The 23,316-nt window shown below is 66.8% G+C and carries 22 protein-coding genes, 1 tRNA gene and 2 pseudogenes; 22 read left to right on the top strand and 3 right to left on the bottom strand.

What is annotated here, in order from left to right:
* Window positions 1–7 precede the first annotated feature (7 nt).
* Window positions 8–1,429: a tRNA lysidine(34) synthetase TilS gene (gene tilS / locus JYG37_RS12685; RefSeq protein ID WP_213345449.1), complete on the top strand. Its 1,422-nt coding sequence runs from the start codon at window positions 8–10 to the stop codon at window positions 1,427–1,429.
* 122 nt (window positions 1,430–1,551) lie between these two features.
* On the opposite strand, the pseudogene JYG37_RS35120 reads toward tilS, so the two are convergent.
* Window positions 1,552–1,789, bottom strand: a pseudogene (locus JYG37_RS35120) (hypothetical protein); the annotation flags it as partial.
* Between JYG37_RS35120 and JYG37_RS12680 the strand changes: the two are divergent.
* Entirely contained in the window at window positions 1,772–3,025 is a 1,254-nt protein-coding gene (locus JYG37_RS12680; protein WP_050012969.1) for an aspartate kinase, read from the top strand. The pseudogene JYG37_RS35120 and the gene JYG37_RS12680 sit on opposite strands and share 18 nt — an antisense overlap.
* Window positions 3,026–3,135: 110 nt before the next feature.
* Window positions 3,136–3,229 (top strand) — tRNA-Ser (locus tag JYG37_RS12675).
* 176 nt (window positions 3,230–3,405) lie between these two features.
* Here JYG37_RS12675 and JYG37_RS35115 read toward each other — a convergent pair.
* Window positions 3,406–3,904 (bottom strand): annotated as a pseudogene (locus JYG37_RS35115) (IS30 family transposase); the annotation flags it as partial.
* A 384-nt stretch (window positions 3,905–4,288) separates the two neighbouring features.
* On the opposite strand from JYG37_RS35115, the gene JYG37_RS12665 reads away from it, so the two are divergent.
* Genes JYG37_RS12665 through JYG37_RS12580 form a run of 18 tightly spaced genes read left to right on the top strand, consistent with a single transcriptional unit; the run spans window position 4,289 to window position 21,163 of the window.
* Window positions 4,289–4,984, top strand: coding sequence for a beta-ketoacyl synthase chain length factor (locus JYG37_RS12665; RefSeq protein WP_213345448.1), 696 nt, complete (start codon window positions 4,289–4,291; stop codon window positions 4,982–4,984).
* Window positions 4,968–5,762, top strand: coding sequence for a lysophospholipid acyltransferase family protein (locus JYG37_RS12660; protein ID WP_050012967.1), 795 nt, complete (start codon window positions 4,968–4,970; stop codon window positions 5,760–5,762). Before JYG37_RS12665 ends, JYG37_RS12660 begins: the two co-directional genes overlap by 17 nt.
* Window positions 5,737–6,042, top strand: coding sequence for a phosphopantetheine-binding protein (locus tag JYG37_RS12655; protein WP_050012966.1), 306 nt, complete (start codon window positions 5,737–5,739; stop codon window positions 6,040–6,042). Before JYG37_RS12660 ends, JYG37_RS12655 begins: the two co-directional genes overlap by 26 nt.
* Window positions 6,039–6,287 carry an acyl carrier protein gene (locus tag JYG37_RS12650; RefSeq protein ID WP_050012965.1) on the top strand — a complete coding sequence of 83 codons (249 nt, stop codon included), beginning with the start codon at window positions 6,039–6,041 and terminating at the stop codon, window positions 6,285–6,287. Before JYG37_RS12655 ends, JYG37_RS12650 begins: the two co-directional genes overlap by 4 nt.
* Window positions 6,288–6,304: 17 nt before the next feature.
* Window positions 6,305–6,925, top strand: a complete 621-nt coding sequence (locus tag JYG37_RS12645) for a COG4648 family protein (RefSeq protein WP_185731881.1) — start codon at window positions 6,305–6,307, stop codon at window positions 6,923–6,925.
* Entirely contained in the window at window positions 6,922–8,610 is a 1,689-nt protein-coding gene (locus JYG37_RS12640) for an ApeI family dehydratase (protein WP_124556732.1), read from the top strand. Before JYG37_RS12645 ends, JYG37_RS12640 begins: the two co-directional genes overlap by 4 nt.
* On the top strand, window positions 8,610–10,316 hold the full coding sequence (locus JYG37_RS12635) for a glycosyltransferase family 2 protein (protein ID WP_050012963.1): 1,707 nt from the start codon (window positions 8,610–8,612) through the stop codon (window positions 10,314–10,316). The genes JYG37_RS12640 and JYG37_RS12635 overlap by 1 nt, the downstream gene beginning before the upstream one ends.
* Window positions 10,303–11,913 carry an HAL/PAL/TAL family ammonia-lyase gene (locus tag JYG37_RS12630; RefSeq protein WP_213345447.1) on the top strand — a complete coding sequence of 537 codons (1,611 nt, stop codon included), beginning with the start codon at window positions 10,303–10,305 and terminating at the stop codon, window positions 11,911–11,913. The genes JYG37_RS12635 and JYG37_RS12630 overlap by 14 nt, the downstream gene beginning before the upstream one ends.
* On the top strand, window positions 11,910–12,338 hold the full coding sequence (locus tag JYG37_RS12625) for an acyl-CoA thioesterase (RefSeq protein WP_050012961.1): 429 nt from the start codon (window positions 11,910–11,912) through the stop codon (window positions 12,336–12,338). The genes JYG37_RS12630 and JYG37_RS12625 overlap by 4 nt, the downstream gene beginning before the upstream one ends.
* Window positions 12,329–12,994, top strand: coding sequence for a LolA family protein (locus tag JYG37_RS12620; protein ID WP_124638598.1), 666 nt, complete (start codon window positions 12,329–12,331; stop codon window positions 12,992–12,994). Before JYG37_RS12625 ends, JYG37_RS12620 begins: the two co-directional genes overlap by 10 nt.
* Window positions 12,994–15,402 carry an MMPL family transporter gene (locus JYG37_RS12615; RefSeq protein WP_213345446.1) on the top strand — a complete coding sequence of 803 codons (2,409 nt, stop codon included), beginning with the start codon at window positions 12,994–12,996 and terminating at the stop codon, window positions 15,400–15,402. The genes JYG37_RS12620 and JYG37_RS12615 overlap by 1 nt, the downstream gene beginning before the upstream one ends.
* Window positions 15,399–16,586: a beta-ketoacyl-[acyl-carrier-protein] synthase family protein gene (locus JYG37_RS12610; RefSeq protein ID WP_050012958.1), complete on the top strand. Its 1,188-nt coding sequence runs from the start codon at window positions 15,399–15,401 to the stop codon at window positions 16,584–16,586. Before JYG37_RS12615 ends, JYG37_RS12610 begins: the two co-directional genes overlap by 4 nt.
* A 1-nt stretch (window position 16,587) precedes the next feature.
* Window positions 16,588–17,091 carry a hotdog family protein gene (locus tag JYG37_RS12605; RefSeq protein WP_050012957.1) on the top strand — a complete coding sequence of 168 codons (504 nt, stop codon included), beginning with the start codon at window positions 16,588–16,590 and terminating at the stop codon, window positions 17,089–17,091.
* Entirely contained in the window at window positions 17,088–17,813 is a 726-nt protein-coding gene (locus JYG37_RS12600; RefSeq protein WP_050012956.1) for a 3-ketoacyl-ACP reductase FabG2, read from the top strand. Before JYG37_RS12605 ends, JYG37_RS12600 begins: the two co-directional genes overlap by 4 nt.
* A complete protein-coding gene (locus tag JYG37_RS12595; protein ID WP_050012955.1) occupies window positions 17,813–19,042 on the top strand; it encodes a beta-ketoacyl-ACP synthase in 1,230 nt (409 codons plus the stop codon). Before JYG37_RS12600 ends, JYG37_RS12595 begins: the two co-directional genes overlap by 1 nt.
* The gene (locus JYG37_RS12590) at window positions 19,039–20,262 is read left to right on the top strand and encodes a beta-ketoacyl synthase N-terminal-like domain-containing protein (protein ID WP_050012954.1); all 1,224 of its coding nucleotides are present in this window, start codon (window positions 19,039–19,041) and stop codon (window positions 20,260–20,262) included. Before JYG37_RS12595 ends, JYG37_RS12590 begins: the two co-directional genes overlap by 4 nt.
* A gap of 32 nt (window positions 20,263–20,294) precedes the next feature.
* The gene (locus JYG37_RS12585; RefSeq protein ID WP_089488579.1) at window positions 20,295–20,717 is read left to right on the top strand and encodes a signal peptidase; all 423 of its coding nucleotides are present in this window, start codon (window positions 20,295–20,297) and stop codon (window positions 20,715–20,717) included.
* A gap of 23 nt (window positions 20,718–20,740) precedes the next feature.
* Window positions 20,741–21,163 carry an excinuclease ABC subunit A gene (locus JYG37_RS12580; protein ID WP_089488578.1) on the top strand — a complete coding sequence of 141 codons (423 nt, stop codon included), beginning with the start codon at window positions 20,741–20,743 and terminating at the stop codon, window positions 21,161–21,163.
* Window positions 21,164–21,211: 48 nt separating this feature from the next.
* Here the strand turns inward: JYG37_RS12580 and JYG37_RS12575 are convergent, their stop codons facing one another.
* Window positions 21,212–21,931, bottom strand: coding sequence for a class I SAM-dependent methyltransferase (locus tag JYG37_RS12575; RefSeq protein ID WP_050012952.1), 720 nt, complete (start codon window positions 21,929–21,931; stop codon window positions 21,212–21,214).
* Between the two features lie 108 nt (window positions 21,932–22,039).
* On the opposite strand from JYG37_RS12575, the gene JYG37_RS12570 reads away from it, so the two are divergent.
* A complete protein-coding gene (locus tag JYG37_RS12570) occupies window positions 22,040–23,299 on the top strand; it encodes an NAD(P)/FAD-dependent oxidoreductase (RefSeq protein WP_050012951.1) in 1,260 nt (419 codons plus the stop codon).
* Window positions 23,300–23,316: the final 17 nt, after the last annotated feature.

Raw genomic sequence — 23,316 nt, 5'->3', positions numbered from 1 at the left:
CCCGCTCGTGATCCCGCCCACCGAATTCTCCACCGACCGCGTCGTACTCGACGCGGTCGGCGTTGCGCTTTCCGGCCTGCCGCCGGATGCGCGCATCGCGATCGCGTACAGCGGCGGCCTCGATTCGACCGTGCTGCTCGATGCGGCCGTGCGCGTCGCGGGCGCATCGCGCTGCGTCGCGCTGCACGTGCATCACGGCCTGAGCGCGAACGCCGATGCGTGGGTCGCGCATGCCGAAGGGCAGGCGGCGCGGCTCGGTGTCGCGTTCGAATCGATGCGCGTCGACGTGCCGCGCGACAGTGGGCTCGGTATCGAGGCGACGGCGCGCGAGCGTCGCTACGCGGCGCTCGACGAGATGGGCGAGCGCCACGGCGTGGCGGCGCTGTGGCTCGCGCAACATGCGGACGACCAGGCCGAGACGGTGCTGCTGCAACTGCTGCGCGGGGCGGGAATCGCGGGGCTCGCCGCGATGGCCCCGCGTTATCGCCCCGACGGCGTGAGCATCGAGCGCGTGCGTCCATTGCTGAGACTGTTGCGCGCACAACTTGAGCGCTATGCGGAGCAGCACGCGCTCGCGTGGATCGACGACGAATCGAACGGTGATACGCGCTATGCGCGCAATGCGCTGCGCGTCGACGTGCTGCCGGCGCTGGCCGTGCATTTCCCGGGCTTTCGCGACGCGCTCGGTCGCGCGGCCCAGCATGCGGCGGCCGCTCAGCGGCTGCTCGACGATCTGGCCGAGCTGGATTTCGCTGTCGCCGCGCGCGATGACGGTCAGGCGCTGTCGCGCGACGCGCTGATCGGCTTCGACGACACGCGCGGCGCGAACCTGCTGCGCTTCTGGATGCGCCGGCTCGGTTTGCCGGGCGCGTCGGCGGCCCGGCTCGCCAACATGATGCGGCAACTGCGCGCGGCCCACGACGCGCATGCGCTGCGCGTCGATCACGCGGGGCAGTGCCTGCGGCTCTATCGCGACGTCGTCTACTGGGAAGCGGGCGACAGCAGCGAACCGCCCGACGACGGCACGGGTACGTCGCAACCGGAGGTGGCACTCGCATGGGACGGACAGGACGTGTGGCACCTGCCGGGATGGCGCGGCGCGTTCGTGTTCGCGCCGGCCGATGCGGGCAGCGCCGATGCGGTGCCGGAGGGGCTGCTGCGCGGTGCGCGGCTGGCGGCGCGCGCGCGGGCCGGCGGCGAACGGATGCGCACGTCGCCGGGCGGGCCTGGCCGGACGCTGAAGAATCTGTTCCAGGAGCGCGGCGTGCCGGCCTGGCAGCGCGACGTGCCGCTGCTGTTCGCGGGTGACCGGCTGATCTACGTGCCGCGGCTGGGCGTCAATCGCGACATCGGCGAGCTTGCCGACGCGACGTTGGGCGCCGCCGCATGGCGCCGGCTCGAATGGCGTCCCGACCTGCTGATCGCATAGCGGCGGCGGGCTGCCGGCTGCGCGATGGCGCGCCCATTTTCACCATTTGGTAAACAGCGCCGGAACGGCCGGCGACACGGCGCGCGGCTTGTCAAGTGGGCGTCTATCGGGTACGCTCGGTCGTTTGCTCGGCTCGATTTTTGAGCGTTTTGTGCAGGTTTTCCGCGTGACGTACCCGGTTTGCGCGGCCTGATCGGCCTTCCGGGCAAAATCCGTCACGCTTGCGTGTTGCGTCCCAGCCGTCCCCCTCGTCGTCCGTCCACAGCCACAAGCCGCGTGACCGAACGGCAACGCGGCCTGCCCAGCGCGCCCGTGCGGCTTCTCCTCCAGTTCAGAACGACAATGGCACTCATCGTACACAAATACGGCGGCACTTCGATGGGCTCGGTCGAGCGCATCAAGAACGTCGCGAAACGCGTCGCAAAATGGCATCAGGCCGGGCACCAGATGGTGGTCGTGCCTTCGGCGATGTCCGGCGAAACCAACCGTCTGCTCGGTCTTGCGAAAGAGATTTCGAGCCAGCCGAGCCCGCGTGAGCTCGACATGATCGCGTCGACCGGCGAGCAGGTCAGCGTCGGCCTGCTGTCGATCGCGCTGCAGGAAATCGGCGTCGAGGCCGTGAGCTATGCCGGCTGGCAAGTGCCGATCAAGACGGACAGCGCGTTTACGAAGGCACGCATTCACTCGATCGACGACGAGCGCGTGAAGGCCGACCTGAACGCCCGCAAGGTCGTGATCATCACGGGCTTCCAGGGTGTCGATCCGGACGGCCACATCACGACGCTGGGCCGCGGCGGTTCGGACACGTCGGCGGTGGCGGTGGCCGCTGCGCTGGGCGCCGAAGAGTGCCTGATCTATACCGACGTCGACGGCGTCTACACGACCGATCCGCGCGTCGTCGAAGAGGCGCGCCGCCTCGATCGCGTGACGTTCGAGGAGATGCTGGAAATGGCCAGCCTCGGCTCGAAGGTCCTGCAGATCCGCTCGGTCGAATTCGCCGGCAAATACCAGGTGAAGACGCGTGTGCTGTCGAGCCTGACCGATCCGCTGATTGCGCTCGACGAAGAAATGCGCTCGGGCACCCTGATTACTTTTGAAGAAGACGAGACCATGGAAAAGGCAGTCATTTCCGGCATCGCGTTCCAGCGCGACGAAGCACGCATTGCGGTGATGGGCGTGCCCGACAAGCCGGGCATCGCATATCAGATCCTCGGCCCGGTGGCCGATGCGAACGTCGACGTCGACATGATCATCCAGAACCAGAGCGTCGAAGGCAAAACCGACTTCACGTTCACGGTTGGTCGCGGCGACTACCAGAAGGCGATGGACATCCTCACCAACCAGGTGCAGGGCCATGTGAGCGCCGAGCGCGTGCAGGGCGACCCGAAGGTGTCGAAGGTGTCGGTCGTCGGCGTCGGCATGCGTTCGCACGTGGGCGTCGCGAGCAAGATGTTCCGCACGCTGTCGGAAGAGGGCATCAACATCCAGATGATCTCGACGTCCGAAATCAAGATTTCGGTGCTGATCGACGAAAAGTACATGGAGCTGGCCGTCCGAGCGTTGCACAAGGTGTTCGAACTCGACCAGGCGTCGTGAATTTTTCGTGATGCATTGAAGAAAATGCCTCACGGAAATTGACGCGCGGTTCGAAACCCTATATTATTTCGTTCTCGTCGCACTGCCTCCCTGGTGCGAGCGAAAGTTTGGGAGACGTGGCCGAGAGGTCGAAGGCACTCCCCTGCTAAGGGAGCATCTGGGCCAAAACCTGGATCGAGGGTTCGAATCCCTCCGTCTCCGCCAAAAGCGGTGACAAAGCCCCGCAAGTTCTCGGACTTGCGGGGCTTTTTCTTTTTCGGCTCCTCCGTAGACCCTTGCAACCCTGCTCCGCGCGGGTCCGTGCGCATTTCGACGGTCGGAGGCGGTGTGACGGGTTATTGCCGCTCCATGTAAAGGAACGGCTAGCGTTGGGTGCGAAATTAACCGGTCGATGCCCCAAATTGATGGAACTGCTCAACCGGAGTATCAAGGTTCTGCGTCTCGAGGGGCGCTGGTTGAGCCCTCTTGCCATGGTGTCGAGCTCGGCTTGGGAATAGGCAGAGACGTCAGTACCCTTCGTGAAGTACTGCCTCGGCAGCCCATTCATGTTTTCATTCGAGTCGCGTTGCCCGGGATTCCGCGGATCGCGGAAAGAGACCCGAACGTCGGTTGCGACCGTAAAGCCTTTGTGATTCGCCATTTCCATACCCCGGTCCCAGGCCAGCGACTTATATCGTTTCGGCGATAATTCGCTGGCATGTCGTATCAATGTGTTGACCACGGCTTCGGCATCCTTGCCGGCTACTTTAACCGGCATCACAAACCGGTTTTGGCGTTCGACGACGATCGAAATCCGGCCACTTGCGTTGCCCAATAGAAGTCGCCTTTCCGGTGTTTGGGTATTGCGCGATCCTCCGGCGTGGCGGGGCGTTCACTGATCCTTCTTCGACTGCTGACGAGCCATACTTCAGCGCGTTCCGAGGACCCCGGATCGATGGCTTCATTACAATTTGCAAACAGTATCAAATGCCGATGTGCGCCGGGCCCTCGCGTTGATTTTGCGCGACGGTCCTGCTACAGTCTCGCCGAAACAATGCGCCGGATAAGTTAAGCTGGTTGGCAGTGCGATCGTATTGTGCTCACTGATGTGATTGCTTGTCTTATCGGGCATATGTGGCTCGGGAGCCCATAAGTCGATGTCTCCTCCGTTGAGGCCGATATACACGACAGCGCGCTCGGCGAAAGCGGGGTGTGACAGCGCACTGGCGAGCAGCACAATAGAAAAATTACCCTCAGCGAAGTAATCTCAAAGAGAACAAAAAAATGGCCGATTTGCATTGGACCATGCCAATCGCCAGATGGACGTCGATTTCGACCGCGGGGGTGCCGGGCGTCGAAGCCCTCGATCCGATGGTGCGACGTCGCTTGAGCCGGCTGTCGCGTCTCGCGCTTCAGGTCGCCTACGACTGTGTCGGGACGGAAAATCCGGTGCGTGTGGTATTCGCATCGCGTCACGGCGAACTGGTGCGTACCAGCGGCATTCTCGCCGCCATTGGCGCCGCGGAACCTGTCTCGCCGACGGCCTTCAGTCTTTCGGTCCTCAATGCCGTTACAGGCATATTCGGAATCGCCCGGCGTGACCGGTCCGCCGCGACCGCGGGCGCGGCCGGGCATGAAACGCTCGGTTACGCGCTGCTCGAAGCTTATTCCCAATACGAAACGTCGCCGGCATCGCCGGTGTTGCTCGTCTATGCGCACGAGCCGGCCGATCCCGTCTACGGCGACGTCGATGACGACACGGAGAGCGTGGGGCTGGCGATTCTGCTCGATGCCGGCGAGCCGGCCGGTCATCTGGTCTGTGAAGTGGCGGAGGATGGCCCGAGTGAGGCGGGGGCGACCGGCGATGCGGCCGGTACGCAAAGCGCGGCGGTGCTGCGTTGTCTGTCGGCGCGCACGACGGCGTCGTGGCGCGGTCAGCACGCATCGTGGCGATGGAGCTGGCATGATCGCGCGGCTTGACTACGGCTGGCGCCTGTTCGCGACTGGCGCGAGCCTGGTTTTTTTTGCGCTGTGCGGATCGGTGTTCTCGTTGCTGGCAATCGTCGTCGGCGGGGTATGGCCGCACCGGCGCTCGCGTCAGCGCGGCGTGACACTTGTCATCCATTATTTCTTCCGCGCGCTGGTTGCATTACTGCAGCGTATCGGCGTGATGAGGCTCGAGCTGAGCGGCGTCGAGCGCCTTGCAAAAGGCGGCCCGGCAATCGTTGTCGCCAATCACCCGACCTGGCTCGACGTCATGGTGCTGCTGTCGTTGACGCCGAAGGCATGCTGCGTCGTCAAGCGCGGTCACTGGGGCAACCCGTGTTTCTGGGGCATCGTCCGTGCAGCCGAGTACGTAAGCAATGCAGATGCCACTGATCTCGTCGAGGCCGGAGCGAGGCAACTGGCGGCGGGCTACACGATGATCATCTTTCCGGAAGGGACGCGCAGCCCAGGGGGCGATCGCCTGCATGCGTTCTCGCGCGGCTTCGCGCATATGGCGCTGCAGTCGCGCACGCGGATCCAGCCGGTTCTGATCGATTGCGATCCGCCGGTATTTACCAAGACGCTTCGTTGGTATCACGTGCCGTCTCGTGCGTTTCGCATGCGCATCGACGTGCTGGAACCGATGGATCCGAACCGGCTGGCGCCGAGCGTGGCGCCGCCGTCGATTGCCGCTCGCAGCATTGCCCGCGAGGTGGAAGTACACATTACTCAACGCCTGTTTCAGCATGGATACTTTAAAACTGCAAATTAAGCAGCTTCTGATCGAGATGCTCGATCTTAGCGACATGACGGTCGACGAAATCGACGACGACGCGCCGCTATTCTCGACCGACGGGATCGGGCTCGATTCCGTTGATGCACTGGAAGTCGGCATCATGCTGCGCAAGAAGTTTCAATTGACGATCGCGGCGAACGACGAGCGCACGAAAGCGCATTTCCGGTCGATCAACACGCTGGCGGCCTTCATTGCCGATCAGCAGTCTCATCACGCATCGCAAGAAGCCGTGCTGGAAAAAGGGGCCCACTCGTGACCGACGCTGAAATCCTGGAGCGCATCCGCGCGATCTTTCATGAGAATTTCGCGATCGAGCCCGAGCGCGTGACGCCCGATACGCACCTGTTCGAGGAACTCGACCTGGACAGCATCGACGCAGTCGATCTGGCCATCAAGCTTCAGGAAATGACGGGCAAGCGCATCAAGCCCGAAGAGTTCAAGTCCGTTCGGACCGTCGGTGACGTCGTTGCCGCCGTTCACGCGCTGCTCGCGCGCGCGTGACGATAGCGGTGACGGGCATGCGGGCGACTACAGGCACGATCCTGCCGCGCTGGTCAGCGGTCGCTGCCAGGGTGGCGCTGGTCGTGGCCTATCCGCTCGTCATCCTGTTTGCGTGGCAAAGCATGTCGCCGCGTTACGTCGGTTGCCTGCTGGTTGCGTTGCTGTGGCTGCAGCGCACGATCGGCAAGGGCCCGCTGGCGCAGGCGCTCAAACGGCTCACGACGCTCGACTGGTGCGTGGCCGGTGCATTGACCGCGTTGTCGGTCGCGATTGCCGTGACCGATAGCGAGCGACTTCTTCATCTTTATCCCGCATGCGTGAGTGCCGGTTTGCTGGTCGCGTTCGGCGCCACCCTGCGGCACGGTCCGACAATGATCGAAAAATTCGCACGACTGACCTATCCCGAGCCCGGCCCGGCAATCGTCCGGTATACGCGGCGCGTCACCCAGGCGTGGTGCGCGTTCTTCATCGTCAACGGCGGTTTTTCGGTTTATACGGCGCTGTACTGGAGTCGTGAATCATGGGCGCTCTACAACGGGCTGATCGCGTACGTGCTGATCGGGATGCTGCTTGCGGGCGAGTGGCTGTGGCGCAGGTTCGTCGTCGTACCGACGCGGAAACGGGCGGGGGGCGCATGATCGCACTGCACGAGATGCTGTGTGCTGAAGTCGATAGCGGCGTGGCGGTCTGTCGCGACGGCACCGCGCTGCTGACGCTGCGGGACCTGCGGGCCCGCGTGGACGCCATCGCCCGGCTGGTGGACGCGCGCGGCGCGCGTCGGGTCGCGATCTGCACGGACGATCCGTACGCGTTCGCGTGCGCATTCTTCGCGGTCGCGGCGACCCACGGGGAAATCGTGATTCCGGCGAGCAACGCGCCAGGCTACCTCGGCGATCTGGCTCATGCATACGACCTGGTGCTGGATGCGCCGGCACTGGCCGCGTGCGAGCGCGACACGGCGGGCGAATCGGATATCACCGCCCGCCCGATCGACGCTGCCGCCGCGGTGACGCTTTATACGTCGGGCAGCAGCGGCACCGCGAAACCGGTGCGGAAGTCGCTCGCGCAGTTCGATGCCGAAGTGCGCACCCTGCAGCGCGAGTGGGGCGACCGTATCGGGGCGGCGGTGACGCTGTCGAGCGTGCCGCATCACCACATATACGGACTGCTCTTCAGGATTCTGTGGCCGCTGGCAGCGGGCCGTGCGTTCGACCGAATGCCGGTGCTCGAGCCGCTGCAACTGCAGCAGCGGCTGGCCGAATACGGTGGCGGTGTCGTGGTTTCCACGCCGTCGCAACTGATGCGCTGGCCGGCGTTACCCGGCTTTCCGATGCAGGCGCCGCCGCCATGCGCGTTCTTCTCGTCGGGCGGCCCGCTGTCGGCCGATGCAGCGATCGTCTATTCGAACGCGTTCGGCGCCGCGCCGCTGGAGATCTTCGGCAGCACCGAAACCGGCGGCATCGCGTGGCGGCGTCAGGATGTCTCGTCCGCGTGGCAGCCGCTGACGGGCGTCGACGTGCGTTGCGATGACGACGGCGTGCTGTGCGTGCGTTCCGCCCATCTCGGTCACGACCGCTGGCACCCCACCGACGACACCGCGCGCTTCGACGCGTATGGTCGCTTCGCACTCGCGGGGCGGCGCGATCGCGTCGTCAAGCTCGACGGCAAGCGTGTTTCGCTGCCCGAACTCGAGGCGCGGTTACATGCGCACGCCTACGTCGAGCAGGCGGCGGCCGTGGTGGTCGACGGCACGACCCGTGCGCACGTCGGCGTCGTCGCGGTATTGACCGCGGCGGGGCGCGACGCACTGGCGAGCGAGGGGCGACTTGCGGTTGCCACGATCTTGCGGCATGCGCTCGGTGCGTACTTCGACGCGGCCGCCTTGCCGCGCTACTGGCGATTCCCGCACACGATGCCGTTCGATGCGCGCGGCAAATTGCCGGCCGTCGCGCTGGCGGCCGCGTTCACGGCCACGCCGGAGGGTTTCGAACTGCTCGCTTCGTGGCGCAGCGACGACGCGTTGCATTACGAGCTGCGCGTGCCGGCCGCGCTCGCGCATTTCGACGGGCATTTTCCGGGGCTGCCGATCCTGCCCGGTGTCGTGCAAATCGACTGGGCCGCACGCCTCGCCGGCCGCGAAATACCGGCCGCGCGCGCCATCCGTTCCATCGAACACCTGAAATTCAAGGCGCCGGTGCCGCCGGGTGCGGTGCTGGCGTTGCGTATCGCGCACGACCCCGTACGCGGACGTGCGCGCTTCGCGTTTCGCTGCGCCGGGCGGGAATGCACGTCGGGCGTGTTGGTCTACGGCGCGGCGGAGTGATGAGCGACACCTGCATCGTCATTCCGATCTACAACCATCGCGAAGCGATCGGCGGCACGCTGGCGCGCCTCGTCGTGCACGGCCTGCCGATCCTGGTGGTCGACGACGGCAGCGATGCACCGACGCAACAGGTGCTGGCCGCGCTGGCCGCGCACTATGCGCCGTCGGTGACGCTGCTGCGGTTGCCCGTCAACGCCGGAAAGGGCGCGGCGGTCATGGAAGGATTGCGCGCCGCGCGCGCCCGCGGCTATCGGCACGCGATTCAGATCGATGCCGACGGCCAGCACGATGCCGCCGACGTGCCGACGTTCGTGGCGGCCGCGCAGGCGGCGCCGGACGCCGTGATCCTGGGCCGACCGCGTTTCGACGACAGCGTGCCGAAGGCCCGCCTGTATGGCCGCTACCTCACGCACGTGTGGGTATGGATCGAAACGCTGTCGCTCGACATCCCCGATGCGATGTGCGGGTTTCGGCTTTATCCGGTCGCTGCCGTTTGCGAACTGATCGACGCGGTATCGATGCCGACCCGAATGGCTTTCGACAGCGAAATCCTGGTCCGGCTGCACTGGCGCGGGCTGACGTTCAAGACGATCCCGACGCGCGTCGTCTACCCGGCCGACGGCGTGTCGCATTTCGACGTCTGGCGCGACAACGTGCGCATCAGCATGAGCCATGCGCGGCTCGTCGCGGGGATGCTGGCGCGCGCACCGATGCTGCTGACCCGTCGGCTCGTCGGGCGGCGCGGCGCATCGCCGGCGGCGCGCACGCGCGCGTGGTGGCGCCTGCCGGAACGCGGCAGCCGTATCGGCATGGCGTTGCTGGCGCTCAGTTGCCGCTGGTTCGGCAAGGGCTTCACGTCGCTCTGGCTGCATCCGATCGTCGGTTACTTCGTGCTGACGAATCGCACGGCGCGCACCGCGTCGCATGCCTATATCGCGCGGCTGCGCGACGCGCGAGCGGCGGACGTGCCGAAGCCGGGATGGCGCAGTGCGTACCGGCACATGCTTGCCTTCGCGCAGGCGGGATTCGACAAGTTCGTCGCATGGTCCGGCCGTCTCGACGAACTCGACGTGCGCTTCGACGATTCGTCCGCGTTCGATACGCTCGCCGCGAGCGGGCGCGGCGCGCTCGTGATCGGCGCGCACCTGGGCAACCTGGAGATGACCCGGGCGCTTGCGCTGCGCGACGCGCACACGAAGGTGACGGCGATCGTCTACACCGAGCATGCGAAGCGTTTTACCGGTGTGCTGGCCGGCGCGAATCGGGAATTCGGCAAGCAGCTCGTCGAAGTGGCGGACTTCGGGCCGGATACGGCGATGATGATGCAGTCGCGCATCGACGCGGGCGAGTTGCTCGTGATCGTCGGCGACCGCGTGCCGCCGCGCGATTCCGGCAAGACGGTCGACGCCTGTTTCCTCGACGCGACGGCGCCGTTCGCGCAGGGCCCGTACATCCTCGCGCACGCACTCGGTTGCCCGGTCTACCTGTTCTTCTGCCTGAAGGAGGGGCGCGGCTACCGGCTCTATTTCGAACCGTTCGCCGACCGGATCGAGCTGCCGCGCCGCGAGCGCGCGGGCCACGTTGCCGAATGGGCGCAGCGCTATGCCGCGCGGCTCGAACACTATTGCCGCAAGGCTCCCTATCAATGGTTCAACTTCTTCGATTTCTGGGCGCGGCCCGATGGAGGTCCGCGTGGCCGAGCATGACATGAACGACGCCGCGGCGACCGTCGCCGCGCACGCGAACCGGCCGCCCGTCGTGATCGGCGGCCGGCATCTGACGATCGAGGACGTCGTCGCGGTCGCCCGCGACGGTGCGCCGGTCGCGCTGAACGCGGCGCCCGAATGGCGCGCGCGGATCGAGCGCGGCGCAACCTGGCTGCGCGACTATCTCGCGAATGGCGGCACGCTTTACGGGGTAACGACCGGCTATGGCGACGCGTGCGTGGTCGAGGTGCCGCCGGCGCTCGTCGAAGCGCTGCCGCTGCAACTGACGCGCTATCACGGGTGCGGGATGGGCGACTGGTTCGACGCGACGCAAACGCTCTCGATCGTCGTCGCTCGGCTCAACTCGCTCGCGTTCGGCTACTCGGGCGTGCGGTTCATGTTGCTCGAACGGCTGGCCGATCTCGTGAATCACCGGATCCTGCCGCGCATTCCGTCGGAAGGCTCGGTTGGCGCCAGCGGCGACCTGACACCGCTGTCCTATGTCGCAGCGGCGCTGGTCGGCGAGCGCACCGTATCGTTCGATGGCGACGAACGGGGCGCGCGCGCCGCGTGGGACGCGATCGGTCGCGCGCCGCTGTCGCTTGCACCGAAAGAAGGACTGGCCTTGATGAACGGCACGGCGGTCATGACCGGCCTGGCCTGTCTTGCCTTCGCCCGTGCCGATCACCTGACGCGGATGGCGGCCCGCCTGACCGCATTGACGACCGTCGCGCTCGACGGGCGGGCGGGGCACTTCGATGCACGATTGTTCGACGCGAAACCGCATGCGGGGCAGGCTGAGGCGGCCGCATGGATACGCGGCGATCTCGCCGGGCGCGATGAACTGCCCGGACGCCGTCTGCAGGATCGCTATTCGGTGCGGTGCGCGCCGCACGTGATCGGCGTGGCGCGCGACGCGTTGTCGTGGATGCGTCGCGACATCGAGAACGAACTGAACAGTGCGAACGACAATCCGCTGATCGATCCGGACGAAGGATGCGTGCTGCACGGTGGCAATTTCTACGGCGGTCACATCGCGTTCGCGATGGACGCGCTGAAGACCGCCGTGGCGAACCTCGCCGATCTGATGGACCGCCAGCTCGCGCTGCTGGTCGACGACAAGTTCAGCAACGGACTGCCGCGCAACCTGACCGGCGCGGCGCCGGAGCGCGTGGCGATCAACCACGGGTTCAAGGCCGTGCAGATTTCTTCTTCCGCGTGGACCGCGGAGGCGCTGAAGCATACGATGCCGGCCAGCGTGTTCTCGCGTTCGACCGAGTCGCACAATCAGGACAAGGTCAGCATGGGGACCATCGCCGCGCGTGATTGCCTGCGCGTGCTGGCGCTGACCGAACAGGTTGCCGCCGCGCATGTGCTCGCGACCGTGCAGGCCGCCCGGCTGCGTCTGCGCGACGCCCCCGGGACACAGCTTTCGCCCGCGCTGCGCGCGTTCATCGACGACGTTGGCCGCCAGTCGCCGCTGGTGGTCGAGGACCGGCCGCTCGAAGCGGAGCTGCGTGCGCTGACCGCGCGTCTTGCGGCATGCGAGCCGATCGGCGAAGCATCCGGCGGCATCCGGCGCGGGGAGGCGGCATGAACGCATCTCGTCCGCCGCTGACCGCGACGGCTCGCGTCGAGGTCCTGTTTCACGATGTCGACGCGATGAACGTCTGCTGGCACGGTCATTACCTGAAGTACTTCGAAAGCAGCCGCGCGGCGTTGCTGCGCATGATCGACTACGACTATCCGGCGATGCTGGCGTCAGGCTACCTGTGGCCGGTCGTGGAGGCACATCTGAAGTACGTTCGCCCGGCCCATTACAGCCAGCAGCTCGACGTGCGTGCGACGCTGCTCGAATTCGAGAACCGGCTGAAGATCGGTTACGAAATCGTCGATGCGGCCTCCGGTGAGCGTCTGACGAAGGGGTATACGGTGCAACTGGCGGTCGATGCGACGACGCGCGAGCTGCAGTTCGTGGCGCCGCCGGCCCTGATCGAACGGGTGCGTGCGCAATGGGCCTGAATCCGATCCGCAGACGGCTGGTGGCGATGTTCGCCGCCTGTGCGGTGCTCGCCGGCGGTGACGCGATGGCCGCTCCGGTGCCGACCCCCGCGACCCGGCCGGAGAATGCCGCGCTCGTGTCCGACATCGCGATGCGGCTGGCGCGGGTCGACGCGATACGCGCGGATTTTCGACAGACCCAGACGCTGTCGGCGATGAAGCAACCGCTCGTCAGCACCGGATCGATGTTGTTCGATCGCCGGTCGGGCGTCATCTGGCGAATCGAGACGCCCTACAAGGCCACTTATGTGATTACCGACTGCGGCGTGCGCGAGGCGGGCGCGGACGGGCGCCTCGTCGCGTCCAGTAGTGGCGGCCGTGGCGTCGCACAGGTGTCGCGCATGATGCGCGACATGCTGGGCGGCGACCTGTCCGCGCTGTACGCGCAATTCGACGTCGACGCGAGCGGCACGCCGGAGCGTTGGCGAATGGTCCTGCGGCCGAATCAGCCGCAGCTCGCCCAGGCGATCCGCATGCTCGACATGCGTGGCGGCGCCTATCTCGGCCGGCTCGACATGACGTTCGCGAACGGCAACGTGACCGTGCTCGAGTTCGGGCGGACGACGCCGGTCGACGCGCCTGCGCCTGCCGAGCGCGCGTGGCTGGAGGCGCGTTGATGGACCCGGCGCGCGACGCGATCGGCGTGGCGGGCGAACGGGCCCGGCGGCGCGTGCAGTGCGCCGCATGGCTGCTCGTCACGCTGGCGGCCGTCGCCTACATCCTGTGGCGCTTCAGCGGGCCGGCGCCGCTGCAGACGAACCTGCTAGCGTTGCTGCCGGCCACCGAGGCGAACCCGGTTGCCGAACGCGCGGTCGACATGCTGGGCGATGCGCTCGGCAATCGCACCGTCTACCTGGTGACTGACCGGGACGCCGCCCGCGCGAAAGCCGCCGCGAAGCGGTTTGGCGCGCGGCTCGGCGCGAGCGGCGCATTTCGGTCGGTGACGGTCGAGGTGCCGCCGTTCGACCTGTCGCAGATCGCGGCCACCTACCTGCCGGCCCGTTTCGGCCTGCTGACGGACGCGGATCGCCGGTCGCTCGAACAAGGCGACGCCACGCTCGGTGAACGGTTGACCCGGCGGCTCTATGCGCCGCCGGTCGATGGGCTGCAGACCGCCGTGGCCGACGATCCGTTCGGCTGGCTGCAGCACCGGCTCGGCGAACTGCCGCTCGCCGCATCGAGTCTGTCGCTCGAAGACGGGATGCTGGTGTCGCATCGCGACGGGGCAACGGGTGTGCTCGTGATGACGTCGCTGCCGGGCTCGGCCTATGAATCCAGGGTCCAGCACGCGGTGCGTATCGCGACGGCCGATGCGGAGCAAGCGCTGGCGACGGACTTTCGCGGCGTTCGTGTCGACCGGGCCGGCGCGGTGTTTTATGCGCAAGCCGCACGCGCCAGCGCGGAGCGCGACGTGCACGTGATCGGCGCCGTGTCGCTGGCGGGCATCGCGCTGCTGCTGATGAGCGTATTCCGTTCGCCGCGTCTGCTGGTGCTCGCGTTTGCGTCGACGGCATTCGGCATCGTGTGCGCGCTGGCGGCGACGCTGCTCGTATTCGGCAAGCTGCACCTGCTGACGCTGGTGTTCGGCGTGAGCCTGATCGGCGAGGCCGTCGATTATTCGATCCAGTATTTCGTCGCGTACCTGTCCGCGGGGCGGCAGTGGGACGCGCGGCGCGGCGCGGCGGCGGTGCGGCCGGCGCTCGCGGTGGCGCTGGCGACGAGCCTGCTCGGTTACGCGATCCTGATGTGGGTGCCGTTCCCGGCGCTCAAGCAGATCGCGTGCTTTGCGATCGTCGGGATCCTCTGCGCATTCGCCGCCGTGACCGGCTTCTTGCCGCTCATGCTGACGCAGGCGCCGCGGCGCGTGCCGTCCCGCGTTTTCTCGGGCGCCGCGCGCCTGCTGAGCGGATGGCAGTCGCTGCTCGCGGGCCGGCGTGCCGTGGCCGCCGCGGTGCTCGTTGCGCTGGTCGCGATTCCGGGCTGGGCGCGCTTGACGAGCGATGACGACATTCATCTGCTGGTTCAGCGCGATGCGAGTCTTGCTCGACAGGAAGGCAATATCCGGGCGGCGGTCGGACTGGCGAATACGGCACAGTTCTTCGTCATCCAGGGTGCGTCGCAGGAACAGGTACTCGAGCGCTCGGAGGCGCTGGTCGGAGCGCTCGATCGGCAGCAGCTCGGCCGCATCCAGTCGATCGCGACGTTCGTGCCGTCGGCGAAGCAGCAGGCACATGACCGCGCCGTGCTCGACGCGCACGTGTTCGCCGATGTCGCCGCGCTGCGCGAGACGCTCGCGAAAGCGGGTTTCCGCGACGACGTCGCCGACGCATGGATTCAGGCGTTTTCCCGCGATGCTCGGGCGACGCTGTCGGTCGACGGCTGGCTGACGGCACGCTGGTCGGCGCCGTTCCGGCATCTGTGGCTCGGGCGCGTCGACGGTAGCGCCGGTCCCGTCGATGCGGCACTCGCGATTCCGGAACGGGTCGATGCGACGAACGCGGCGACGTTCGCGGCCCTCGCGCGCACGCTGCCGGGCGTATCGTGGGTCGACAAGGCCGCGAGCGTGTCGACCCTGTTCGGCGCGTATCGGGTCGACAGCGGCCTGTGGTTGATCGGCGCATTGGTCGTGGTCGCCGCGCTGCTGACGTGGCGATACGGCATGCGCGGCGGCATCGCGACGACGTTGCCGGTCGTGTTCGCCATCGCGTTGACGCTCGCGGCGTTCGGCTATGCGCGGGTGCCGCTCACGCTGTTCAACTGGCTGGCACTGATGCTGGTGCTTGGCGTGGGCGCCAATTACGCCGTGTTCCTCCGCGAAGGATGCCTGCGCGACCAGGCCGGGATCGGCGCCGTATGGACCGGCGTGCTGCTGTCGGCGGCCACGACGTTGCTGTCGTTCGGCATGCTCGGCGCGAGCGCGATGCCCGCGCTGCGCAGCTTCGGCACGACGCTCGCGATCGGCATCGTATTGTCGGTGCTGTTCGCACCGCTCGCCACGCCATCCGCCAAGGAGCGTCGCGCATGAATTCGAAACAGACGCCGGTCTACCTGTCCGCGCCCGGCATGATCAACGCGCTTGGCGCAACGACCGACGAGATCGTCGCCGCATTGCGCGCGGGCGTCGCACCGGGCATGACGCCGCGTACCGACGTTCCCGCCGGCGGCTGGGTCGGGCACGTACGGTCCGCGCTCGACATCGCGCCGCCTGACGCGCTCGCGCATTTCGACTGCCGGAACAACCGGCTGCTGCTCGCCGCGCTCGCGCAGATCGAATCGTCCATCGCCGCGGCGATCGCGCGCCATGGTCCGCGCCGGGTCGGGGTCGTGATCGGCACGAGTACGTCCGGCATTCAGGCGGCGGAACAGGCGCTCGCCGAGCGTGCCGCGACCGGCACGACACCCGCCGGATTCGACTATCGACAGATGGAAATCGGCACGGCCGCGCCGTTCGTGCGGGCCGTACTCGGTGTCGGCGGGCCGGCCTATACGCTGTCGACGGCCTGCACGTCGAGCGCGAAGGCGTTCGCGGCCGCGCGCCGCCTGCTGCGGCTGAAGCTCTGCGATGCGGTCGTCGTCGGCGGTGCGGATTCGCTGTGCGAGCTCACGCTGCAGGGCTTCGCGTCGCTCGAATCGGTCAGCCCGGGCCGGACCAATCCGATGAGCCGGAACCGCTGCGGTATCACGATCGGCGAAGGCGCCGCGCTGTTCGTGATGAGCCGCGACGAAGCGGCGGTTCGCCTGGCCGGCGTCGGCGAGTCGAGCGATGCGCATCACATCTCGGCGCCGGATCCGGCGGGCCACGGCGCCGAGGACGCGTTGCGCGCCGCGCTCGCGGACGCGGGTGTGGCTGCGTCCGCGATCGGCTACGTGAACCTGCATGCGACCGCGACGCGGCTGAACGACGAGATGGAAGCGAACGTGATGGCCCGCGTGTTTCCGCACGGCGTGCCGGCGAGCGGAACCAAGCCGCTGACGGGGCACATGCTCGGCGCGGCAGGCGCGACCGAGCTGGGATTCGGCTGGCTGACATTGGCCCGCGGGATCGCGCTGCCGGCGCACGTCTGGGACGGCGAGCACGATCCGGCGCTGCCGGCACTCGACCTCGTCGACGGCGAGCGCCGTCTGGCCGGCGATGCCACCGGACGTTACGTGATGAGCAATTCGTTCGCTTTCGGCGGCAGCAATGCCAGCCTGATTCTGGGGACCTGACATGCAAGCCGGACCATTGATCGACGCGCTGCACGGCGGCGCGGATATTCCTGTCGGCGACGTGCGCGACGTGCTGCCGCATCGCGGCACGATGCTGCTGCTCGACTCGATCGAGCGCTGCTCGGAAACCGGCATCGAGGTGAGCGCGATGGCGCGCCGCGATGCGTGGTACGCCGACGACAGCGGTGCGATGCCGGCGTGGATCGGCATCGAGCTGATGGCGCAGGCGATCGCCGCGCACGTCGGCCTGCTCGCCGCGCATGCGGGCGGCCGGGCGAAGCCGGGCGTATTGCTCGGCGCGAACCGCTATGTCGCGCATCGCCCCGCGTTCCGCACGGACACGACGCTGCGCATCGTCGCGCGGGAACTGTTGCGCGGCGACGAGGGGCACGGCGCGTACGAGTGCGCGATTCATGCCGACGGCGAGTGCTGCGCGGAAGCCGTCGTCAAGGTGTACCAACCGAGCGATTTTCAGACTTTTATCGAAGGGAGTTTCAATTCATGACTCGGCGAGTTCTCGTGACAGGGGCGAGCCGCGGCATCGGCCGCGCCGTGGCACTGCGCTTGGCATCCGACGGTTTCGCCGTGACGGTTCATTGCCGCACCGGCCGCGACGACGCGGAAAGCGTCGCCGCGACGATTCGCGCGCAGGGCGGCACGGCGAGCGTGCTGCAGTTCGACGTGCGCGATCGCGCGGCGTGCCGGCGTGAACTGGAGGCCGACGTCGACGCGCACGGCGCGTACTACGGGATCGTCTGCAGCGCGGGCGTGACGCGGGATGGCGCGTTTCCGGCGCTGTCCGAGGAGGACTGGGATATCGTGATCGAAACCGGGCTGGACGCGTTCTACAACGTCGTTCATCCGCTGACCATGCCGATGGTGCGTCTGCGCGGCGGCGGCCGGATCGTGACGATCGCGTCCGTGTCGGGCGTGATGGGCAATCGCGGCCAGGTCAACTACAGCGCCGCGAAGGCCGGCCTGATCGGCGCGACCAAGGCGCTGGCGGTCGAACTGGCATCGCGAAAGATCACGGTCAATTGCGTCGCGCCCGGGCTGGTCGATACCGGCATGCTCGACGACGTGCCGCTGGAACAGGCATTGAAGACGGTCCCGATGGGCCGCGTCGGCCAGCCTGACGAAGTCGCGGCGGTGGTCGGCTTCCTGATGTCGGATGCGGCGACCTACGTCACCCGACAAGTGATCGGCGTCAACGGCGGGATGGTGTGATGAAGCGAGTGGTCGTGACGGGAATGGGCGGCGTGACCGCCTTCGGTCAAAGCTGGGCGGACATCGAGGCGCGCCTGCGCGACGGGCGCAACGCGGTGCGTTACATGCCGGAATGGGACTGCTACGAAGCGCTGCATACGCGGCTCGCGTGCCCGCTGCCGGCGTTCGAGCTGCCGCGCACGTATCCGCGCAAGAAGACCCGTTCGATGGGGCCCGTATCGATGTACGCGGTGCGCGCGAGCGAACTGGCACTGGCCGATGCGGGGCTGGGCGACGACGCGTCGATCCGGGACGGCCGGATGGGCGTCGCGTACGGGTCGTCGTCGGGATCGGTCGAGCCGATCCGCGCGTTCGGCACGATGATCGAGACGGGATCGATGCGCGACGTCACGTCGAACAGCTACGTGCAGATGATGCCGCACACGACGGCAGTCAACGTCAGCCTGTTCTGGGATCTGAAAGGCCGGATCGTGCCGACGTCGTCGGCCTGCGCGTCCGGCAGCCAGGCAATCGGCTACGCGTACGAGGCGATCGCGACGGGCAAGCAGGCGCTGATGCTGGCGGGCGGCGCGGAGGAGTTGTCCGGCCCGGCGGTCGCGGTGTTCGATACGTTGTACGCGACGAGCACGCGCAACGATGCCGCGAACCTGACGCCGCGGCCGTTCGATGCCGATCGCGACGGGCTGGTGGTCGGTGAAGGCGCGGCGACGCTCGTGCTCGAGGAATACGAGCACGCGATGGCGCGCGGCGCGACGATCCATGCGGAGATCGTCGGTTTCGGCTGCAATTCCGACGGCGCGCACATCACCCAGCCGACCGCGGAGACGATGGCGGTCGCGATGCGTGTCGCGCTGCGCGATGCGGCGCTCGATGCCGATGCGATCGCCTACGTGAACGCGCACGGCACGTCGACCGACCGGGGCGACGTCGCGGAAAGTCATGCGACCGCGTCCGTATTCGGCGAACGCATGCCGATCAGCTCGCTGAAGAGCTATGTCGGGCATACGCTGGGCGCATGTGGTGCGCTCGAGGCGTGGTGGACGATCGAGATGATGAAGCGCAACTGGTATGTGCCGACGCTCAATCTCGATACGATCGATCCGGCCTGCGCGCCGCTCGACTACATCGTCGGCGACGCGCGCCGGATCGAAGCGGAATTCGTGATGAGCAACAACTTCGCGTTCGGCGGGATCAACACGTCGCTGATCTTCCGGCGGGTCGCCGCATGACGGCGCGCGTCGTCGTCACGGGGCTCGGCATCGTGTCGTGCCTCGGCAACGCGCTTGACGAAGTATCGGCCGCGCTGCGCGCCGGTCACTCGGGTGTGAGCCGCGTGGACGCATGGCGCGAGCGCGGTTTTCGCAGCCAGGTCGCCGGCGTGGCGTCGGTCGCCCCGGCAGCGCGGTTTGCCCGCAAGCACGAACGCTTCATGGGTGACACGGCGCGCTTTGCCGCGCATGCGGCCGCGTCGGCGCTCGACGATGCGTGCCTCGCTGCCGACGTGCTCCGTTCGCCGCGCGTGGGCGCGATCGTCGGGTCCGGCATCGGATCGATGGCCGACTACGACGACGCGATGACGATCGCGCAGCATCGCGGCATCGACAAGACGCCGCCCTATGTCGTGCCGAAGGCGATGAGCAGCACGGCGTCGGCATGCGTCGCGCAGGTGTTCGGCATCGAGGGCGTGTCGTACTCGCCGTCGTCCGCGTGCACGAGCGGGGCGCTCGCGATCGGGCAAGCGGCGCAATTGATCCGCTCCGGGTGCCAGGACATCGTGCTGGCCGGTGGAAGCGAGGCGCTGCACGACAACATGACGTTGATGTTCGACGCGATGGGCGTGTTGTCCAGCGGTTTCAACGACACGCCGGACCGCGCGTCGCGTCCGTATGCGCTTGACAGGGATGGTTTCGTGATCGCGTCCGGCGCCGGCATTCTGGTGCTCGAATCGCTCGAGCATGCACGCGCGCGCGGCGCGCGAATTCATGCGGAGATCAGCGGATTCGGCCAATGCACGGACAACGCCGGCATGGCGATGCCGCATGCGCCGGGGATGGCGCGCGCGATGCGTGGCGCGCTCGAACATGGCGGCGAACGGCGTCCGGACTACGTCAATACGCACGCGCCGTCGACGCAGCGCGGCGACGTCGAGGAACTGAAAGCGCTCGGCGACGTATTCGGCGGCGACGTGCCGGCGTTCTCGTCGACGAAGGGAATGACGGGGCATCCGCTCGGCGCGAGCGGTGCGCATGAAGCGATCTATACGATCCTGATGATGCGCGACGGCTTCGTCGCGGGCTCGGCCGTCGGCGATGTGCCCGATCCCGCGATAGCCGGCATGCCGCTCGTGCGCGACGCGCGCGAATTCGCGATCGAACGCGCGCTGTCGGTTTCGTTCGGATTCGGCGGCAGCTGTGCAAGTGTGTTGTTGGACGCCTGGAAGGGCGATTGAAGTGAACTTACTGAGCTGGGAGGACGATAACAATGAAGCACACACGACATCTGGCCGGCATGTTGGTCGCGACATCGTTGCTGACCGGGTGCGGCACCGTGGTGCGTTCGCTGCCTCTGCCGGCAGCGGCAACGGCACCGGACACGAGCGGCGTCGCGATTTATTTCGGTGCGCAGCCGCATCCGGAGGTCAAGACCAGCATCGGTCCGCGTTCGGAATCGGTGCGCGTGCGCCGGGTCGAAAGCGAGCAGCCGACGTGCGAGCAAGCGCTGGCGGAAGCGCTGAACCGTCTTCGCATTTATGCGAAGCATCACGGCGGGAATGCGGTCATCAACGTGACGACGCGCTTCCATGAAAAAAGCTCGAATTCGACGACCGAATATACGTGTGGCGTGAGCGGCAGTGCGGGCGCGATTGCCGTGTCGGGCGACGTCGTGCAGTTGAATGCTCAATGACGGGGGCACACGTGAAATATCGCATGGCACTGGCATTGATCGGCGCGACGTTCGCGGCTTCGGCCGCCTACGCACGGGATACGATCCGCGACTATCCGATCGACAGCGCGTTGAAGAGCGAGGAAGGCAAGCTCGACGACGGCGTCGCGCTCTATTTCGGCGATCAGCCGCATCCGCGCGTGATGAAGTCGTACGGGACGTTCGCGACCAACAAGAAGACCAACGCGTTCGGCAAGAGCGACGAGGCGGCGTGTCAGCATGTATTCCTGTCGGCCGTGATCGAGCTTCAGGCGCGCGCGCGCAAGGAGGGCGGCAATGCGGTGGTCGGCATCAAGAGCAATTACCGCAACGTGTCGCGCTCCAGCCCGAGCGAGTACACGTGCGGTGCCGGCGCGGTGGTTGCCGGCGCGGCGCTGACGGGCGAGGTCGTGACGTTGAAGCAGTAACCGGCACCGGCCGGTAGCAGGGGGCCGCCGAACGGCGGCCTTGCTGGCTCAGGCAGGCTTGCGCGCGGCGACGTTGACGAGCGTTTCGCGGCGCTTGCCGGGTTTCGGTGCGTACAGGCCGATGCGCTCGAGGAGTCCGAAGTCTTTCGCGCGGCTCCACCACAGATAGGGGAACGACACGTTGCGGGTGTCGAAACCGAACCCGGCGTCGCGTAGCATGGCAAGGTAGCCGTCGGCGCTTTTCTGAACCTCCATCGGGTGGCGGAACAGCAGCCGGATCACCCACGACTTGATGTACGCGTCGGTCGATTCGGCGAACAGCAGCAGTCCGCCGGGTTTCAGCACGCGGCGAAACTCGGCCAGCGCATGGTCCTGATCGACGAGATGGTGAAAGGTCTGATGGCAGAACACGATGTCGACGCTCGCATCGGCAAGCGGAATCTGCGTGCAGTCGGCATGCCGCAGTTCGACGGGCGTGGCGCAGCGATGCGCCGCTTCCGACGCATGCGCGAGCGAGTCGTCGTGGCAGTCGATACCGATGATCCTGGCGGGTGCGAACGCTTCGCTCAGCAGGCGAAACGACTTGCCCTGACCGCATCCTGCGTCGAGGAGGACGGGGGCCGACGGCAGCGGCGCCGCGATGAGCCGCTTCAGATCGTCGATCGCAACCTTGAGCACGTGATGTTCCCACGTATGCGTGCGAAGAAACCAGATGCCGAACCGGGTTTCGGGAACATAGGCGGGCGCGTGCGTGCGGGAGGACGTCATGGGTCTCTCATCGATCTTGGATTTGTTGAGCGCCTATTGTAGTTGGCAACGCCGGATCGTGGCGTCAGAAACATAAGATACCCAATCAATCGGACTGAATTGGCAAGCATGAGTGAAATGAAATCGAATTCCATCGACGTCGCGATCATCGGGGCCGGGCCTTCCGGTGCCGTCGCGGCCGCGCTGCTGCGCAAGGCCGGCCGTTCGGTGCTGGTGCTCGAGCGTCAGCATTTTCCGCGCTTTTCGATCGGAGAAAGCCTGTTGCCCCAGAGCATGCAGTATCTCGAGGAGGCGGGCATGCTGCAGGCGGTCGTCGAGGCCGGCTTCCAGTTCAAGAACGGCGCGTACTTCGTCTATCGCGACAGGATGTCGTCGTTCGATTTTCGCGAGAAGTTTTCCGCGGGCTGGGGGACGGCCTATCAGGTCGAGCGCGCGGCCTTCGACGATCTGCTGATCCGTTGTGCGGCCGAACAGGGCGCGGACGTGCGATTCGGCCATACGGTGCGCGCCTTCCAGCCGGGCGACAAGCCGCGGCTCGACATCGTCGACGAAGCCGGGCACGACTATTCCGTTCAGCCGTCGTTCGTACTCGATGCGAGCGGGTTCGGCCGCGTGTTGCCGCGACTGCTCGATCTCGACGCGCCGACCGGCCTGCCGACGCGAGCGGCCCTCTTTTCGCACGTCGAGGACAGCCTGCCGGCCGGGTCGACCGATCGCGACAAGATCTGCATCGCCGTTCATCCGGAGCGACGCGACGTGTGGTTCTGGATGATCCCGCTGACGAACGGGCGCTCGTCGGTCGGCTGCGTGGCCGATGCCGGGTTTCTCGACGTGCCGGACGCGCGACAGGAATCGTTGTTGCGCGAACTGCTGCAAAGCGAGCCGACATTGTCGCGACTGGTCGGCAGCAAGCCGTTCGTGATGCCCGTGCGCCGCATCTCGGGTTATGCGTCGAACGTCGAGACCCTGCACGGCCCCGGCTATGCGCTGCTCGGCAACGCGGGCGAATTCCTCGATCCGATCTTTTCGTCGGGCGTGACGATCGCGATGCGCTCGGCTCAACTGGCGGTCGCCGCACTCGAACGGCAGTTGCGTGGCGAGTCGGTCGACTGGGCACGTGATTACGACATCGCGCTGCGCAAGGGCATCGACACCTTCCGCGCCTTCGTCGAACGCTGGTACTCGGGCGCGCTGCAAGACATCGTGTTTCACGAAGACAAGGCCTCCGACGTGAAACGCATGGTCTGCTCGATTCTGGCGGGTTATGCGTGGGACCAGACGAATCCGTTTGTACGGGAGCCGGCGCGGGGTCTCGATATTCTTGCGCAGTTGTGCAGTTCGATAGGCGGGACCGACATCGCCTCGTAGCGCGAGAAGCCGAATAC

The organism is Burkholderia sp. LAS2 (assembly GCF_018417615.1).
GTDB classification, from domain to species: domain Bacteria; phylum Pseudomonadota; class Gammaproteobacteria; order Burkholderiales; family Burkholderiaceae; genus Burkholderia; species Burkholderia sola.
The sequence above is the reverse complement of the archived record's forward strand: the minus strand, read 5'-3'. Positions and strand labels throughout refer to the sequence as shown.

Bases quoted from the DNA above. Each gene is read 5' to 3' on its own strand.
- JYG37_RS12610 (WP_050012958.1), top strand. From the start codon at position 15,399: ATGAATTCGAAACAGACGCCGGTCTACCTGTCCGCGCCCGGCATGATC.
- JYG37_RS12660 (WP_050012967.1), top strand. From the start codon at position 4,968: ATGATCGCGCGGCTTGACTACGGCTGGCGCCTGTTCGCGACTGGCGCG.
- JYG37_RS12615 (WP_213345446.1), top strand. From the start codon at position 12,994: ATGGACCCGGCGCGCGACGCGATCGGCGTGGCGGGCGAACGGGCCCGG.
- JYG37_RS12605 (WP_050012957.1), top strand. From the start codon at position 16,588: ATGCAAGCCGGACCATTGATCGACGCGCTGCACGGCGGCGCGGATATT.
- JYG37_RS12570 (WP_050012951.1), top strand. From the start codon at position 22,040: ATGAGTGAAATGAAATCGAATTCCATCGACGTCGCGATCATCGGGGCC.
- JYG37_RS12635 (WP_050012963.1), top strand. From the start codon at position 8,610: ATGAGCGACACCTGCATCGTCATTCCGATCTACAACCATCGCGAAGCG.
- JYG37_RS12625 (WP_050012961.1), top strand. From the start codon at position 11,910: ATGAACGCATCTCGTCCGCCGCTGACCGCGACGGCTCGCGTCGAGGTC.
- JYG37_RS12655 (WP_050012966.1), top strand. From the start codon at position 5,737: ATGGATACTTTAAAACTGCAAATTAAGCAGCTTCTGATCGAGATGCTC.
- JYG37_RS12590 (WP_050012954.1), top strand. From the start codon at position 19,039: ATGACGGCGCGCGTCGTCGTCACGGGGCTCGGCATCGTGTCGTGCCTC.
- JYG37_RS12680 (WP_050012969.1), top strand. From the start codon at position 1,772: ATGGCACTCATCGTACACAAATACGGCGGCACTTCGATGGGCTCGGTC.
- JYG37_RS12640 (WP_124556732.1), top strand. From the start codon at position 6,922: ATGATCGCACTGCACGAGATGCTGTGTGCTGAAGTCGATAGCGGCGTG.
- JYG37_RS12620 (WP_124638598.1), top strand. From the start codon at position 12,329: ATGGGCCTGAATCCGATCCGCAGACGGCTGGTGGCGATGTTCGCCGCC.
- JYG37_RS12665 (WP_213345448.1), top strand. From the start codon at position 4,289: ATGGCCGATTTGCATTGGACCATGCCAATCGCCAGATGGACGTCGATT.
- JYG37_RS12595 (WP_050012955.1), top strand. From the start codon at position 17,813: ATGAAGCGAGTGGTCGTGACGGGAATGGGCGGCGTGACCGCCTTCGGT.
- JYG37_RS12645 (WP_185731881.1), top strand. From the start codon at position 6,305: ATGCGGGCGACTACAGGCACGATCCTGCCGCGCTGGTCAGCGGTCGCT.
- JYG37_RS12580 (WP_089488578.1), top strand. From the start codon at position 20,741: ATGGCACTGGCATTGATCGGCGCGACGTTCGCGGCTTCGGCCGCCTAC.
- JYG37_RS12575 (WP_050012952.1), bottom strand. From the start codon at position 21,931: ATGACGTCCTCCCGCACGCACGCGCCCGCCTATGTTCCCGAAACCCGG.
- JYG37_RS12585 (WP_089488579.1), top strand. From the start codon at position 20,295: ATGAAGCACACACGACATCTGGCCGGCATGTTGGTCGCGACATCGTTG.
- JYG37_RS12600 (WP_050012956.1), top strand. From the start codon at position 17,088: ATGACTCGGCGAGTTCTCGTGACAGGGGCGAGCCGCGGCATCGGCCGC.